13 protein-coding genes and 1 tRNA gene are annotated in these 12,842 nt (G+C 69.9%); 5 read left to right on the forward strand and 9 right to left on the reverse strand.

Going from position 1 to position 12,842, the window contains the following annotated elements:
* Nucleotides 1–195: 195 nt before the first annotated feature.
* Complete coding sequence (locus ABZ749_RS16370; RefSeq protein WP_357228400.1) at nt 196–1,488, forward strand: Ig-like domain-containing protein; 1,293 nt, start codon at nt 196–198, stop codon at nt 1,486–1,488.
* Between the two features lie 110 nt (nt 1,489–1,598).
* Here ABZ749_RS16370 and ABZ749_RS16375 read toward each other — a convergent pair.
* The 6 genes from ABZ749_RS16375 to ABZ749_RS16400 form a co-directional block, all read right to left on the reverse strand.
* A tRNA-His gene (locus ABZ749_RS16375) sits at nt 1,599–1,674 on the reverse strand.
* 104 nt (nt 1,675–1,778) lie between these two features.
* The gene (gene orn / locus ABZ749_RS16380; RefSeq protein ID WP_357228431.1) at nt 1,779–2,369 is read right to left on the reverse strand and encodes an oligoribonuclease; all 591 of its coding nucleotides are present in this window, start codon (nt 2,367–2,369) and stop codon (nt 1,779–1,781) included.
* The gene (locus ABZ749_RS16385) at nt 2,366–3,946 is read right to left on the reverse strand and encodes an MDR family MFS transporter (RefSeq protein WP_357228403.1); all 1,581 of its coding nucleotides are present in this window, start codon (nt 3,944–3,946) and stop codon (nt 2,366–2,368) included. The genes orn and ABZ749_RS16385 overlap by 4 nt, the downstream gene beginning before the upstream one ends.
* A 73-nt stretch (nt 3,947–4,019) precedes the next feature.
* On the reverse strand, nt 4,020–4,640 hold the full coding sequence (locus tag ABZ749_RS16390) for a TetR family transcriptional regulator (RefSeq protein WP_357228406.1): 621 nt from the start codon (nt 4,638–4,640) through the stop codon (nt 4,020–4,022).
* Between the two features lie 41 nt (nt 4,641–4,681).
* Complete coding sequence (locus ABZ749_RS16395; protein ID WP_357228409.1) at nt 4,682–5,542, reverse strand: alpha/beta fold hydrolase; 861 nt, start codon at nt 5,540–5,542, stop codon at nt 4,682–4,684.
* Nucleotides 5,539–6,411, reverse strand: a complete 873-nt coding sequence (locus ABZ749_RS16400; RefSeq protein ID WP_357228412.1) for an SDR family oxidoreductase — start codon at nt 6,409–6,411, stop codon at nt 5,539–5,541. The genes ABZ749_RS16395 and ABZ749_RS16400 overlap by 4 nt, the downstream gene beginning before the upstream one ends.
* A gap of 38 nt (nt 6,412–6,449) precedes the next feature.
* Between ABZ749_RS16400 and ABZ749_RS16405 the strand changes: the two genes are divergently transcribed.
* From ABZ749_RS16405 to ABZ749_RS16415, 3 genes are all read left to right on the forward strand, one after another.
* Complete coding sequence (locus tag ABZ749_RS16405) at nt 6,450–7,037, forward strand: hypothetical protein (RefSeq protein WP_357228414.1); 588 nt, start codon at nt 6,450–6,452, stop codon at nt 7,035–7,037.
* Between the two features lie 1,008 nt (nt 7,038–8,045).
* On the forward strand, nt 8,046–8,882 hold the full coding sequence (locus tag ABZ749_RS16410; RefSeq protein ID WP_355008726.1) for an AraC family transcriptional regulator: 837 nt from the start codon (nt 8,046–8,048) through the stop codon (nt 8,880–8,882).
* A 164-nt stretch (nt 8,883–9,046) separates the two neighbouring features.
* Nucleotides 9,047–9,817 carry a MerR family transcriptional regulator gene (locus ABZ749_RS16415; protein WP_357228417.1) on the forward strand — a complete coding sequence of 257 codons (771 nt, stop codon included), beginning with the start codon at nt 9,047–9,049 and terminating at the stop codon, nt 9,815–9,817.
* A gap of 162 nt (nt 9,818–9,979) precedes the next feature.
* Here the strand turns inward: ABZ749_RS16415 and ABZ749_RS16420 are convergent, their stop codons facing one another.
* Together ABZ749_RS16420 and ABZ749_RS16425 are read right to left on the reverse strand one after the other, a co-directional pair.
* Complete coding sequence (locus ABZ749_RS16420; protein ID WP_357228420.1) at nt 9,980–10,261, reverse strand: hypothetical protein; 282 nt, start codon at nt 10,259–10,261, stop codon at nt 9,980–9,982.
* Between the two features lie 68 nt (nt 10,262–10,329).
* Nucleotides 10,330–10,779 carry an SCP2 sterol-binding domain-containing protein gene (locus ABZ749_RS16425; protein ID WP_357228422.1) on the reverse strand — a complete coding sequence of 150 codons (450 nt, stop codon included), beginning with the start codon at nt 10,777–10,779 and terminating at the stop codon, nt 10,330–10,332.
* Between the two features lie 224 nt (nt 10,780–11,003).
* On the opposite strand from ABZ749_RS16425, the gene ABZ749_RS16430 reads away from it, so the two are divergent.
* On the forward strand, nt 11,004–12,056 hold the full coding sequence (locus tag ABZ749_RS16430) for an LLM class F420-dependent oxidoreductase (RefSeq protein ID WP_357228425.1): 1,053 nt from the start codon (nt 11,004–11,006) through the stop codon (nt 12,054–12,056).
* On the opposite strand, the gene ABZ749_RS16435 is transcribed toward ABZ749_RS16430, so the two are convergent.
* A partial coding sequence (locus ABZ749_RS16435) for an FAD-dependent monooxygenase (protein ID WP_357228428.1) occupies nt 12,043–12,842 on the reverse strand: 800 nt, incomplete at its 5' end. The two genes, ABZ749_RS16430 and ABZ749_RS16435, sit on opposite strands and share 14 nt — an antisense overlap.

The raw sequence follows: 12,842 nt of genomic DNA on the forward strand, positions 1-12,842 counted from the left end.
ACTCCCGCCGGTCGATGACGACGCGGCGACCCCCGCACTCCCGGCACGGAGACGAGCCAGGCTCACGAAACGCCGAATAGTAGCAGGATTCGGGCACTATTGACGGCGTGTTTCGGTTCACCCTCGGCAACCGGGGCCGGCTCTGGCGCGTCAGTAAGAGACGATGGGGCAGCGACCACAACTGTGAGGGACTTCATGCGAGCTAGCCAGGACCAGCTGATCAGGCCCGGTGGGCGACGCCGCGTGTTCGCGGCAGGGCTCCTCGCCGTGGCGCTGGCCTTCACCTCGGCCTGCACCGACGGCGACGGCGGCAAGTCGTCCTCGTGGCACGGGGGCGGCGAGAACCCGGCACCGAAGGCCGCGGCGACGATCAGTGAGCCGGCGGCCGACGCCAAGGACGTGGCGGCGTCCACCGGCATCACCTTCACCACGAAGGACGCCGTGGAAACCGCTGTCGAGCTGAAGGACGCCGCCGGCAAGGCGGTCGAGGGCGCCCTCGCCAAGGACGGCAAGTCGTGGCTTCCGGCTGGCGCGCTGGCCTACGGCACGAGCTACACGGCCACCGTGACCGCCAAGGGCGACGACGGGCTTCCGGCCACCGCGACGAGCACCTTCACCACCATGGCCAAGCCCGGCAACCAGGTGCGGGTGAGCAGCTTCCTCGGTGACAACCAGGTGGTCGGGGTGGGCATGCCGCTGATCGTGAAGTTCAGCCGGGACATCCCGGAGGACTACCGCGACGACGTGCAGCGCCGGATGACCGTCACCTCGACTCCGGCGCAGGAGGGGATCTGGCACTGGGTCAGCCCCACCGAGATCCGCTACCGGCCGAAGGAGTTCTGGAAGCCCAACAGCAAGGTCTCCTACCGGGTGCAGGCCGGCGGCCTGCCGATGGGTGCGGGTTGGTACGGCCGCGCCGACCTCTCGGTGGACGTCAAGATCGGCGCTGCGGTGGTCATGACCGTCGACAACAAGACCAAGCGGATGACGGTGACCCGCAACGGCTCTGTGATCAAGACCATTCCGGTCAGCCTGGGCAAGAAGAGCACCCCGTCGTCCAGCGGCACCATGGTCGTCATCGAGAAGCTACGCAAGACGGTCTTCGACACGTTCGAGGAGCTGGGCCCGGACGAGGGCTACCGCACCAAGATCGACTTTGCGCAGCGCCTCACCTGGGGCGGGGAGTTCATCCACGCGGCACCCTGGTCCGAGGGCCAGCAGGGCACCACGAACGTGTCGCACGGCTGCGTCAACGTGTCGATGGCCAACGGCGACTGGCTCTTCAAGAACACCCAGATCGGCGACCCAATCACGGTCAAGGGCACCGAGCGCAAGCTGCAGAACGGCAACGGCTGGACCGACTGGAACATGAGCTGGGACGAGTACGTCAAGGGCAGCGCCCTCCCGTACGAGCCTCCGGCCGACCCGGACGCCACCACCCCGGCCCCGGACGGGGCGGTCACCCCGTCCCCCACACCGACCGCCTGAGCCAGCCGACGAAAGCCCCCTCCCCGGAGGGGGCTTTCGCGTCGTCCCCTGTCTCGCCCCTACAACGACTCAGGCCCCCTCCGAGGAGGGGGCCTGAGCAGTGAAACCAGTGGGGTGACTGATGGGAATTGAACCCACGACAACCGGGACCACAACCCGGTGCTCTGCCAACTGAGCTACAGCCACCATGCCGCCGTCGCCCGGTTGATCGCTCCGGGCGGGGTGCGGACCAATAATAGCCACACCACAGCCAGGCACGTCCAGCGGGTTGCCGGTCAGCGCGGCCGCGGTCAGAGTTCGGCGGCGATGGCCTTGGCGGTCTCGACGTCCGGGCCGGGCAGCGGAACGAAGACGGTGCGCCGGTAGTACTCCAACTCCCGGATGCTCTCCCGGATGTCGGCCAGCGCCCGGTGCGCGAGACCCTTCTGCGGCTGGCCGAAGTACACGCGGGGGTACCAGCGGCGGCAGAGTTCCTTGATCGACGACACGTCGATCATCCGGTAGTGCAGGTGGGCATCGAGGCGGGGCATGTCCCGGGCGATGAAGCCCCGGTCGGTGGCGATCGAGTTGCCGCAGAGCGGAGCCGTACGCTGGTCCTTGACGAAGGTGCGGACGTACTCCAGCACCAGGTCCTCGGCCTCGGCGAGGGTGACCGCCGAACGACGGACCTCCTCGGTGAGGCCGGACTTGGCGTGCATCGTCCGCACGATCTCCGGCATCCCCTCCAGCGCCGCCTCGTCGGCGTGGATGACCACGTCGACACCGTCACCCAGCACGTTGAGGTCGGGATCGGTGACCAGTGCCGCAACCTCGATCAGTTTGTCCCTGCCGAGGTCCAACCCAGTCACGGCCCGCCCCCTGACTGCTGTCGTACGGCTCAGTGGATCGCGGCCTTGGCGGCCGCCTCCTCCTGGACGCGTCGTTCCTCCCCGCTGAGGGTGTGCAGCGGCTTCTCCCTGATGAACAGCACGACGATCAGCGCGAGCAGCGCGAACGGCGCGCCGACCAGGAAGAGATCCGCTGTGGCGATGCCGTACACGTCCTGCACGATGCGCAGCACCGGCTCGGGCAGGGTGGACAGGTCGGGCACCTCGGCGGAGCCACCGCCGGCCGTCGCCGCCGGGCCGAGCCGCTCGGCGGTCAGCGAGGCCACCCGGTTCGCCAGGACCGCGCCGAGGGCACTGACCCCGATGGCGCCGCCCATGCTGCGGAAGAACGTCACCACGGAGGTGGTGACGCCGAGCTCGTGGGCCGGTACGTCGTTCTGTGCGGCCAGCACGAGGTTCTGCATGAGCATGCCGACGCCGATGCCCAGCACGGCCATGTAGATCGACAGCACGAGGACGCTGGTGTTGGCGTCGATGGTGCCCAGGAGCAGCATCCCGACGCTCATCACCGCGGCGCCGGCCACCAGGTATGCCTTCCACCGGCCGTACTTGGTGATGAGCTGTCCGGCGACCGTCGACGAGACGAGCAGGCCGAAGATCATCGGGAGGCTCATCAGGCCCGCGACGGTGGGCGACTTGCCCAGCGAGATCTGGAAGTACTGGGACAGGAAGACGGTGCCGCCGAACAGCGCGACACCGACCAGCACGCTGGCGACAGTGGCCAGGGAGACCGTGCGGTTACGGAAGATGCCCAGCGGGACGATCGGCTCGGCGGCGCGCGATTCGACGAGCACGGCCAGCGCCAGCAGAACCAGGCCACCGACGACCATCAGGGCCGTCCAGCCGGAGGCCCACTCGAACTTGTTCCCAGCCAGGGACGACCAGATCAGCAGCGTCGAGACGCCAGAGGTGATGAGCAGGGCGCCCAGCCAGTCGATCTTTGCCTTGCGGCGGACGACCGGCAGGTGCAGGGTGCGCTGGAGCAGGGCGATGGAGATGATGCTGAACGGGACGCCGATCAGGAAGCACCACCGCCAGCCCAGCCACGACGTGTCGACGAGCAGGCCACCGATCAGCGGACCGGCGATGGTGCCCACACCGAAGACCGCGCCGAAGATGCCGGCGTAACGGCCCAGCTCACGGGGCGGGATCATCGCCGCCATGACGATCGTGGCCAGCGCCGTCATGCCGCCAGCGCCGATGCCCTGGACGACACGGCTGAGCAGCAGCACCTCGACGTTCGGCGTGAAGCCCGCGATGAGCGAACCCACCACGAACAGGCCCAGCGAGAGTTGGATCAGCAGCTTCTTGCTGTACAGGTCGGCCATCTTGCCCCACAGCGGCACCGTCGCCGTCATGGCGAGCAGTTCGCTGGTGACGATCCACGTGTAGACGGTCTGGCTGCCGTTCAGGTCCGCGATGATCCGTGGCAGCGCGTTCGCCACCACCGTGGAGGCGAGGATGGACACGAACATGCCGACCATCAGGCCGGAAAGGGCCTGGAGAACCTCCCGACGCGACATGCGCGTGCCGACCTCGGCGGTGTCGGCGGGCGGGACGGTGGTGGTCATTGACGCTCCCTTGGCGGGTTTGTGGCGGGGTGACTGGCCCCGCAGCTGGTGCGGCGGGGCGGGCAGCGGCGGGTCAGGAGGGGGACGGCGGATCCGGCAGCCCGGCGGCGATGGCGGCGAACGCCTCGTCCACGTAGTCGCGCAGGGGGCGGGTGTCGTCGCCGGCGGACCAGCGCAGCATCGCGGTGTGGAAGGCAGCACTGGTGACAGCGGTGATGAGCGGCGGGAGGCCGTGGTCGGGACCTACGCTGAGGCGGGTGGCGATGACCGAGACCATGGCTCGCTCCGTCGCGATGTTGCCGGACACCAGCCGGGGCAGCAGCGCGGGGTTCTGGGTGATGACCGCCAGCCGCAGCCGCCACAACTCCCGGTCGGCCTGGATCGTGTCGATCGCCTCGTCGAGGGCCAGCCGGACGGCCTGCAACGTCGGCACCTGCGCAGGTGTGGCCGCCAGACGCGCCACGACCGGGTTGCCGTCGAGCGCCGGATCGTCGGTGAGTGCCTCGTCCTTGCAGGTGAAGTAGTTGAAGAAGGTCCGCGAGGACACGTCCGCGGCCTCGCTGATCTCCTCCACTGTCACGTGCTCCAGGCCGCGTTCGGCGACCAGCCGCAGCGCGGCGGCGGTCAGCGCGGCCCGCGTCTGCGCCTTCTTGCGGTCGCGACGCCCGGGCGCGGCTTGGTCGGTGTCGGTCACGCGAGCGAGATTAGGAGCGAACTTGCACAGCCTGCAAGTTTTTAGAGTGTGAAGTGATCTTCCTGACTCGCGATGCTGGTCGGAGCCGGACGGTCCGGTCGCTCGGTGCGGGGCACGGCGCCGGTGGTCTCCAGGATGAGCCCGGCGACCAGGTCCGGGTCGTCGCTCATCGGCACGTGCCCGCACCTGGGCAGCGTCACCACCCGTACCGCCGGCAGGCCCGCGCGGGCCCGCTCGGCCTGGTGGACGCCGAATATCCGGTCGCAGTCCCCCCAGCCGATGGTCACCGGCACCGTCGCGTCGGACAGCCGAAGGCAGTCGAGGCGATAGCCGCGGGCGGCTCGGGCCACGGCGTTGAAGCCGACCCCGCGTCGCAGGGCGAGCGCGTCGCCCAGCGCGCGCTCGACATCCAGCAGCGTCGGGCGGGCCATCAGCGGCGCGAAGCACAACGCCCGAAGGTACGCCGAGCGCAGTGCGACCCGCATGATCGTGGTGGGCAGGTACGAGTTGGCCCGCAGCATCCGGAGGATGGCCAGCGCCCGGCGGCGCTCCGCCGGGGTGAAGAAGCCGGCGGGGGAGAAGGCGGTGGCCGAGGCGACCGCCCCGGTGGCGGCAAGCTCCAGGGCGATCGCCCCACCGAGGCTGTAGCCGGCGACGTGCGGACGCTCCAGCCCCCACTCGGTCAGCGCCGGCAGGACCCCGGCCACGGTGGCGGCCATGTCGGCGGGCATGCCGGTTTCGGGCACCGGAGAGTTCCCGAAGCCGGGCAGGTCGAGCGCGATCACCTCGTGGTGGGCGGTGAGCCGGTCGAACACCGGCTCCCACGCCTGATGGCGGTGACCGATGCCGTGGATGAGCACGAGCGGCTCTCCGCTGCCCGCACGCCGGAAGTGAATGCTCACGACCGCTCTCCCACCGACGTCCGGCCGAACGAACGCCCGAGCTGGCGCACCTCGTCCTCCATCTGGTCGACCATCGTCCGGCCGCCGAACCGGGTGATCAACGCGTCCGAGAGGCCGCTCAGCACCACCGGCCGCAGCGCCTGCACCAGGGCGAGCGACCGTGGCACGTACACCTTGCGCCTGCGGCGCTCGATGCCGTGGAGCAGGGCCTCGACGCACTGCTCGACGGGTACGACGGTGGACAGCGGCCACGGCAGCCGGCGCAGCGTGGCGCGGAACGACGCCAGGTCGTCTTGGATGTCGCGGACCAGGTCGGTGTCGATCCAGATCGGATGCGCCGTGCCGACGGTGACGCCGCGCGGGCGGGTCTCCAGGCGCAGCACGTTCGCGAACTGCTCCACGCCCGCCTTGGACGCGCAGTAGGCGGCCATCCCGGGCATCGCCGTGAAGGCGGCGGCCGACGAGACGATCAGGACGTGGCCACGGGCGGCGGTGACGTGCGGCAGCGCCGCGCTGACCGTGCGGATCGCGCCGCAGAGGTTCACCTCGACGGTACGGATCAGCGCGTCGACCGGTCCGACGGCGACGGTGCCGAGGTTCGCGATGCCCGCGTTGGCCACGACGACGTCGATGCCACCGAAGCGGTCCACTGTGGAGGCCACCGCGGCGTCCAACGCCGCCTGATCGGTGACGTCACACTCGTACCAGTGCGCGTCGAGGTCGGCGCTGAGCTGTTCGAGCAGCTCGCCCTCCAGACCGACGAGGGCGACGCGAGCCCCACGGCCGACGGCCTCGCGGGCCAGTCGCGCCCCGATGCCGCGCGCCGCGCCGGTGATGAACAGGACCTTGCCTGCCAGGTCATACCGCATCGGCGTGCTCCCGCTCCGGTTCGTTGGGGGTGCTGCCGGTGCCGGACTCGCCCCTGCCGCCGGTGCCCGGCCCGGTCGCGGCGGTGCTGCGGCGAGGTGCGGCCCGGATCCTGGCCGGGCTGGCCGGCAGGACCGTGGTCCCGGGCGAGTCCCCGGGTCTGCTGCCTCCGGCGACGGTGCCGCCGGACCTGTCCTGGACCGGCGACCGGCCGCACCTGGTGGCGGCGTTCGCCCGGTCCGCGGCGGTGGTCGACGCGGCAGGCGAACGCACCGTCCCGGCACCGGTACGCCGGCTGTTGACGGCGCAGCTCCCTCGCCTTGGCGCGCCCCCGTCCGGCCTGGACGCGCGCCCGGCCGCCCTGCGACTTCGTTGGCTCGACGAGTGCGTCGCGGGCCTGCCGGAGTCGGACCGCCCGGCGGGGCGTCTGGCGTTGCTGGTGGCGTTCGCCTCCTACCGGGTCACCGCCGCCGATGTCGACCGGGTACGCGCCCAGGGGTACGACGACCGCGGCCTCGTCGAACTGGCCGCCTGGTCGAGCCTCACCGCCGCCCGTCACCTGGGCGCACGCGCCCTTCGGGTGGCGCCGGCTCCGACGGCGGGCTGGAGCCGGCGCACCATCGGCTGATCCCGGAGGGCGTACGGCCCGCCCGACGGCTCCTGGATGTCGCCGGCCGCGGCTTCAGGTGGCAACGACGCAGCCCATGTCGTACGCCTTCCTGAGTAGGAGGACGCGCCCCTCGGGTGTGTCTCACACGGGTGTCCCACCGACGGGATACTCGAAAGGGGTCGGTCAGGCAACCCTCGCCCCCATCCTGGTAGGGACCGTGCCGGGTGGCAAGAGGCGGTGCGGCCGACGGGATTCCACTGTCATTTCTCCTGTTGTTCAGCGGGTCGGGCGGCGATTTTTGGAATCCGTCCCGACTGACCATCCGGGCCCGATCTGGAACCAGCGCGACGAGCGGCTGATCCACACACTCGGCACCCGATTGAGAATTGAAGGAAATTGACCACGCGATCCTGGCCCGAGAAATTCAGATAGTCATTCCCTTTAAGAAAGAAACGACTATTGGCAATCCGGGAAACTCTGACTATGCATTGCATTAAATTCGGTTAACAGCGTGAGCAAATAATCCTACCTTCCGCTCATCGCTCCGGTCAATAATCTTTTTCAGTCGGCAAAGCGCCAGATTCACTGAAGGTAGCCAAACGGCCGGGTACATGATCGACAATTACCGACGTTTCGCGTCAAACCGCAGCCCAGGGGCACCGTATCCGTGACCAGTTTCCAAATTGACCGCTTTCGGCACCCCCCGTGGAAAGTGGGTCGCACCGCTATCCGCATGCATGACCGTCGAGCTCCATATGAGTGTCGAAAGCACTGCTCAAGGCGCTCCTCTCTTCACGATTGCGGTCTATTGCCCTCGATGATCAGCAGTATTGTCAATCGCTCTGGGCTGGGCTAGCCTCGACCGGAAGCGGAGCCCTTCGGGGCGGCGGGAGTGAGGCAGTAGGGCATACCAGCGCAATCATATGCATCACTACAGCGCTCGATGGGACCAAAACCGCGATGCTTTACACGACAATTATTACCACCTAGTACGAAAAATCGCCGGACGGGTCAGGGGGAGGCATCATGGAGGAATCGACCAAGCAGGCAGTGAATCGTGCGATCAGCACCATGCGAGAGAACCTCGGCGAGCAGCTCACCGTCGACGACATGGCCAGGGCTGCCATGTTCAGCAAGTTCCACTTCACCAGGATCTTCCAGCGGACCACCGGGGTCTCCCCGGGCCGTTTCCTGTCCGCGCTGCGTCTGCAACGCGCCAAACAGCTGCTGATCTCCACCACACTCAACGTCGCCGACATCAGCCTCCGGGTGGGCTACAACAGCGTCGGCACCTTCAGCTCGCGGTTCACCCGCAGCGTCGGCATGTCGCCGACCACCTACCGGCGCCGCGCCGGCTACGCCCCGCAGATCGCGACCGACCCGGAACCGGCCCCGCTCTCCGAGGCTCGGGTGCACGGCCGCATCCCCTCGCAGCCGGGCCGGCCGAACGGGCCGGTCTTCGTCGGCCTCTTCACGGACCGCATCCCCGAGGGTCGTCCGGTGCGCTGCGCGGTGCTACCCGACGGCGGCTACTTCCACTTCGACACGGTGCCGCCGGGCACCTGGTACCTGCTCGCTCAAGCCGTCGACACCAACGCGGGCGGGCGTCCCGACGAGGCGAACCGACCGATCGCGGTGGCCTCGGAGGGGCCTCTCACGGTCTCTTGGAACTCCGACATCCGGGTGGACCTCGACCTGCAGCCGATCCAGAGCATCGATCCGCCCGTGCTACTGGCCCTGATGGACAGCCGAAAGCTCGCGTTGGCCCGGGTCGCGGCGGAACAGCAGGCCGCCGAGACGCCCCTGAGCGCCGCGCCCGTAATGATCACGAAGCTCCGCGAGTCCGACCGTACCGCTGCCTGACTGCCTGACTGCCTGACCGCCGGTCCCACACGGGCCACAGCCGCGACGCGGTGACGGCCCGAACGCTTCCGCCACGAGCGTGCCATGGGATCGCCATCAATCTCCACCCTTTCTACGTGGGAGAATCGCACCGCGGGGCTGTGTTGACCAGCTGGGGGAACTCGATGCGCATCTCTGACCTGAGCCGCTACACCGGCGTGCCCGTCGCAACAATCAAGTTCTATCTTCGGGAGGGCCTCGTCCCACCGGGCCGACTGACTGGCCGCAACCAGGCGCAGTACGGCGAGGCGCACCGACGGCGCCTGCTCTTCATCCGAGCGATGACCGGCATCGGCCAGCTTGAGCTGTCCACAGTGATGGAACTGCTCACGGCCATCGAGGACGACGACCTCCCACTTCCCGGGCTGTACCGGACCGCCAACCGGGTGGTGTACCCGGACCTCGACAAATCCAAGGCCGTCAACGACGTGACGGCCGAGCGCACCGAGGTCGACCGCCTCATCAACGAGCTGGGCTGGCAGGTGGGCGACGACGTCCCGGGTCGGAACCGGCTGGCCCATGTCCTCGCAGCTCTGCGCCAGCTCGGCTGCAGCCACGGCACCGAGTTCTTCCATCCGTACGCACAACTCGCGGAACAGTCCGCGGACCGCGAGCTCAGTCTGCTTCCGCGCGACGACATGGAAGTGGAGCGGGCCGCCGCGGTGGCCCGCGCGGTGCTGCTCGACGCGGCGCTCGCCGCGCTGCGCGGGATGGCCCAGGAGCACCTGGTCACCCAGCGTTTCGGCAGACCGGCCGACACGTCCGGCGCGGCCCCGTCGACGCACGGCCGCTCCCCCACCACCGACGCGCCGCCGGCGAACGGCACGCGGCACGCCGGCGACCCGGCGACCGGGGTGCCCCAACAGCTTCCCCGCCGGGCCGACCGTGCCAGCTGAGAGGCACATGGGAGACGGGCACAGGCACGTCGCCCGGCGGGAGAGCGGCGACACCCGCACCGGCCGCGGTGCGCGCGCCTCAGTCGGCGTACGCGACCCGGTGGCGCCCGCGGGTCCTGGCGAGGTCGTACCGCCTGACGGTGCGCGCCGCGAGCCCGCCGTTCATCGGGAGTCACCCGCTGGGTCGGCGTCGTAGAAGGGGCCGTCGAGAAGCGTGGCCGGAATGCCGCGCCAGCGGTCTTCGACGTTCTCGGCGCGAGAGTTTCCGAGCGTCTGCTGGGCATCTCGCCCGTCTCCGACCGGCCCGCCGATGTGGTAGCCGGGACCGTCGAGGAGCGTGGCCGGGATACCGCGCCACGGGTCTTCGAGGTCCTCGTGGCGAGGGTCCGCGGCCGAGTTCTCGGCATCGCGCCCATCCTCACCGTGCGCAGCGGTGTCGGTCATGTTCTCGCTCCTCACCTGCCGAATCGCCAGATGGACACGGACGCCTCCACCCGGTCCGGGCCGCGCGCTCAGGGCCGGGGGGCGGCGAAGAAGGTGGGGAACCGGGCGGTCAGACCGAGGTCACCTCGGGTCTTCAACCGGCCCTTCATCACCAGCATCACCGCGTGCGCGTTGCCCGTGACCAGGTGGACGAAATCAGCCGCGGCCAGGTTCAAGGTCAGCTGTGGCTGCCCGTCGGCGCGGGACGACAGAGTGCAGACGCCGTCGGCGATGACCATCTGGTAGGTGTCGACGCCGCCGTCCGGTCGATCGCCGATTCGCCAGTGCACCACCGCCCGGGTCCGGCCGACGACCTCGGGCCGAAACGCGGACTGCATCCCGCCGATCAGGTGATCGAGGATTTCGGCACGCCGCTCACCGCGCATGACCTCGCGCAGCTCGTCGTCCGGAGTGTGCTTGACCAGACGGGCGAACTCGACCGGATCCATAGCTTCGACACGTGAATCGTGGATGGACATCAAACTCCTCCAAGCTCACCACAGCAGCGGTGCGACTTCCGCGCCCTCCGGTCATCGCCACCCCCCTGCTCTCGTCACACATCCTGGCCCCGAGTCCGACCGGGAGCACCTCCCAGACTGCGCAGGTGCAGGGCCCGTCTGATCGGGCGTCGCCGGTGCCCTGCGCTGCGGGAACGGCACGGCGCGAGATGCCGGTCGATGCGACCCGACGCCACGATGGTCGGATGCGACTGTCGCTGAATCTGGGACATCTGGTGGGCGCCGGCGATGCCGCCGGCCGGGTGCGGCTGGCCGCCGAGGCCGAGCGGCTCGGCTTCCACACCGTGTGGGCGGCGGAGGTGTACGGCTCGGACGCGGTGACGATGCTGACCTGGATCGCCGCGCACACCCGGTCCGTCAACATCGGCTCCGCCGTCATGCAGATGCCGGGACGCAGCCCCGCCCTCACCGCGATGACCGCCGCGACCCTCGATCGCCTGTCCGGCGGTCGGTTCCGGCTGGGCCTCGGCGTCTCCGGACCGCAGGTCTCCGAGGGATGGCACGGCGTGCCCTTCGCCGACCCGCTCGGGCGGACCCGTGAGTACGTCGACGTGCTCCGCCTCGCCCTGTCCCGGCGCCCGCTCGCCCACCCGGGCCGGCACTACCCGCTGCCGCTGGCCGGCGGCGCCGGCAGAGCCCTGCGGCTGACCGTCCATCCGCCCCGCCCGGACCTGCCGATCTATCTGGCCGCGGTCGGCCCGCGCAATCTGGAACTGGCCGGGGAGATCGGCGACGGCTGGCTCGCCGCATTCCTCAGCCCGGAGTTCGCGGCCGAGCAGTTGCGGCACGTCCGGGCCGGCCGGGAGCGAGCCGGCCGGCCCATGGACGGGTTCGAGGTGATCGCGTCAGTGCCGCTCGCCGTCGGCGACGACGTCGGGCGGTGCGTCGACCGGGTCCGCGCGCACGTCGCCCTCTATCTCGGCGGCATGGGCAGCCGAGACCGCAACTTCTACAACCTCCTCGCCGCACGCATGGGTTACGCGGACGCGGCCCGTGACGTCCAGGAGCTGTATCTGGCGAAGCGGTACGCCGAGGCGGCCGCCGCCGTACCGGCGGACTTCGTCGACCGTACGTCGCTGCTCGGACCGGTGGACCGGATCGCCGGGCGGCTCCGCGAGTTCGCCGAGGCCGGCGTCACCGAGCTGGCGGTCACCGTCTTCGGCGGCGGCATCGGTGCCCTGCGGGAGGTTCACGAGGCGTACACCGCAGACCGGTCGACGCCGCTCAGGCGGGGGTGACCGTCCGGTTCCAGTCGATCCGGTGGCGGTGCACCGGGCCGAACATCCGCTCGGGCTTCAGCACGGTGTGCCGCGCGACAGGGGCCAGCAGCCGCATGAGCGCGTACGCGACCGGGCCGGGTGCCTTGGCCTGATTGGCGCGCGCGGCATCGGCAGCGATCTTCTCCACCCGGGGCCGGCGCATCATCTCGTAGGTGGCGAACGCCGCCTGCACCCCGGGCACATCACGCAGGCAGCGGGCGAGCTGCACGGCGCTCTCCGAGGCCAACGAGGCGCCCTGACCGGACACCGGGGAGGGCGCGTGCGCGGCATCCCCGACCAGCACCATCCGCCCGCGGTACCACGTCCGCAGCGGGGGCAGGATCTCGATGGCGCCGAACGGGAACACGTCCTGCGGCCCGGCCCGGTCGAGCACGTCGCGCGCCGGTACGTCCTCGGCGTGCACCCGGCGCAACCGGTTCAGCCATCGGTCCGCTGGCACCCGGCGCGCCTCGGACATCGCCATCGGCTCGTCGCTGGTGATGTTGCTGAACCAGTTGACGCGTCCGTCGGATCCGATCCAGTGGCCGAAGAAGGCGTCGTGCCCGTTCGCCAGATGCATGACGCCCGGCTCACCGACCGACGGCACCTCCACGGCGCCGCCCAGGCCGAGCATCCCGGTGTACTGCGCCGTGGGTGCGCCCGGGTCGATGACCGGCGGCCCGCCCGGGAAGAACTCCAGCTGGTAGCCCGCCCCGATGCCGGTGGCCATCTCGGCCAGCTCGGCCCAGTCCACCGCCGTCAGGT

The sequence above is a fragment of the Micromonospora sp. NPDC047753 genome (assembly GCF_040642735.1).
Lineage (GTDB): Bacteria > Actinomycetota > Actinomycetes > Mycobacteriales > Micromonosporaceae > Micromonospora.

Bases quoted from the DNA above. Each gene is read 5' to 3' on its own strand.
- ABZ749_RS16370 (WP_357228400.1), top strand. From the start codon at position 196: ATGCGAGCTAGCCAGGACCAGCTGATCAGGCCCGGTGGGCGACGCCGC.
- ABZ749_RS16385 (WP_357228403.1), bottom strand. From the start codon at position 3,946: ATGACCACCACCGTCCCGCCCGCCGACACCGCCGAGGTCGGCACGCGC.
- ABZ749_RS16400 (WP_357228412.1), bottom strand. From the start codon at position 6,411: ATGCGGTATGACCTGGCAGGCAAGGTCCTGTTCATCACCGGCGCGGCG.
- ABZ749_RS16410 (WP_355008726.1), top strand. From the start codon at position 8,046: ATGGAGGAATCGACCAAGCAGGCAGTGAATCGTGCGATCAGCACCATG.
- ABZ749_RS16415 (WP_357228417.1), top strand. From the start codon at position 9,047: ATGCGCATCTCTGACCTGAGCCGCTACACCGGCGTGCCCGTCGCAACA.
- ABZ749_RS16420 (WP_357228420.1), bottom strand. From the start codon at position 10,261: ATGACCGACACCGCTGCGCACGGTGAGGATGGGCGCGATGCCGAGAAC.
- ABZ749_RS16425 (WP_357228422.1), bottom strand. From the start codon at position 10,779: ATGTCCATCCACGATTCACGTGTCGAAGCTATGGATCCGGTCGAGTTC.
- ABZ749_RS16430 (WP_357228425.1), top strand. From the start codon at position 11,004: ATGCGACTGTCGCTGAATCTGGGACATCTGGTGGGCGCCGGCGATGCC.